The organism is Bacillus litorisediminis, from assembly GCF_022808645.1.
In the GTDB taxonomy this organism is placed as follows: Bacteria; Bacillota; Bacilli; order Bacillales; family JC228; genus Bacillus_BF; species Bacillus_BF litorisediminis.
On sequence record NZ_JAKZKT010000108.1, the window covers coordinates 1 to 1,954 of the forward strand.

General features: G+C 38.7%; 1 protein-coding gene. It reads right to left on the reverse strand.

Going from position 1 to position 1,954, the window contains the following annotated elements; all coding sequences use genetic code 11:
- Positions 1-104: 104 nt before the first annotated feature.
- On the reverse strand, positions 105-1,433 hold the full coding sequence (gene ltrA, locus MLE14_RS22150) for a group II intron reverse transcriptase/maturase (RefSeq protein ID WP_243300529.1): 1,329 nt from the start codon (positions 1,431-1,433) through the stop codon (positions 105-107).
- Positions 1,434-1,954: the final 521 nt, after the last annotated feature.

Sequence of the window (1,954 nt, forward strand, 5' to 3'; positions counted from 1 at the left end):
AGTCGAGTAGAAGAGAACCTCTCTACCTCTCGGTAGATTGTATTCTCCCCCCTCACAGAACCGTGCTTGCGCTACTCACGCACACGGCTCCTCCTAGTTATCATTCACAAAATGTAGCTTAGCTCTTTTCTTAACTCGTATATATTAACCTTCACTCTTGCGTAAGGTAATGGATGTTTAGTAAGAAAGAGTCTGAATTTATCCCAGGTAAATGATTTCCTTTGACTTCTTCTATTGAGCCATTTAAATAGTATGTATCCGATTTTGTCTCTGAATTTGTTTACACTTGGAGTATTATCGGTGATGCAATAATAGTTGTAATACCCAGTAAGTGAGCGTTTAAATCTATCCATAATCATATGAATATCTTTATTTCTATTATTCTTTAACCATTCTTTAGTTTCTTTTAGCTTGCCTTGGATTTTCTTCCTACTGGTTTTGCGTTTCACCCGAAAGTTTCCTTGTTTACTTTTCCCACAATAGTGAGTAAATCCAATGAAATCAAAGGTTGCTGGCTTCTTGTTTCCCTTCTGTTTTGCATCTTTCTCGGCATACCGCCCGAAGGGAATTATTTTGGTTTTATCCTCAGCTATTTCTAGGTTAAATTTCTTTAATCTAGATTTTAATGATTGAAAGAATTGTTGAGCCTCACTCTTAGATTGAAAACAACAAACAAAATCATCTGCATATCTCACCATGTATGCTTGGCCCTTACACTGTTTTCTAACCCTTTTCTCAAACCATAAATCGAGGACATAATGGAGATATACATTGGCTAATATCGGAGATATAACTCCACCTTGCGGTGTGCCAGTGTCTGTCTTGTATTTCTTACCTTCCTCCATATATCCACCTTTAAGAAACCTACCAATTGTTCTAAGTAGGTTGGGGTCAGCAATTCGTAGTTTTAGGAACTCCATCATCCATTTGTGGTCAACGTTGTCAAAGAATCCTTTGATATCTACATCTACTACATAATTTACTGATTTCTTTTCAATGTAATAGTTCAGTATTTTCAATGCATCATGGCAGTTACGATTGGGACGGAAACCAAAAGAGCAGTCTAGGAAGTCATTTTCATAGATGGTATTTAGTATCTTTGTAATGCCTTTTTGAACAATCTTATCTTCATGTTCTGGTATTCCCAATGGTCTTTTCTTGTTTGAATTGAGCTTTGGAATATACATTCTCCTTACTGGAACAGGACGATAACTCTTGCTTTTAAGCCTATTTACTAAATCCTCTATGTATTCTTTTAGATTTTCACTGTATTGCTCTTTAGTTGTTCCATTAACCCCAGTTGCCTTCTTATTAGGTAATTCAAGATGACATTGAACTAGTGCTTGCTCATTTAGCAGATGCGCAAGAGATGTAAATTTCATTTTAGGATCCGATTTTGCTAATTCTGCTATCCTTAGTAGTTTTGTTTCCATTTATTGTTCCTACCTCTGCGTGTAGTAAATGTGTCCCTAGTAAGGGTGATAACTGGTAGCTAGCCTTTCCTCCATCAGCATTACCCAACTTCATTGGTACTACGCTGCTATCCGACTCCCTACAACGGCATTTGGTTTCCTTGCTTTGTATCGCTTGTACACCATACTCTTCTAAAAGAAAAAATAGAAAAGACCGGTAGGGTCTCCCGAGTTGCCGTATCATATCAATGTATAACGTGCCGAGGTCTCTGACTCCAAAGAGGTTTCATTCTTCTTGCCATTTACGACGAATGAAATGTTGCTTTCTGCTGCAGGTAAAGCATCAGCCCTCTTGAATTACTAACATTATGGAGCTCAATCCCTTCAACCATTTGGTTTTCGGCCCGCCACCTTACTGTCTACGCTTAAAGACTAAAGTTACCTTTAGCCCTCCAAGACTCGCTACGAGTGAATGGCTAGTTCTTACTCGACGGGAATCCCACCCGTTATATGATACGACCTAGGCTCGGCCGCACACCTGC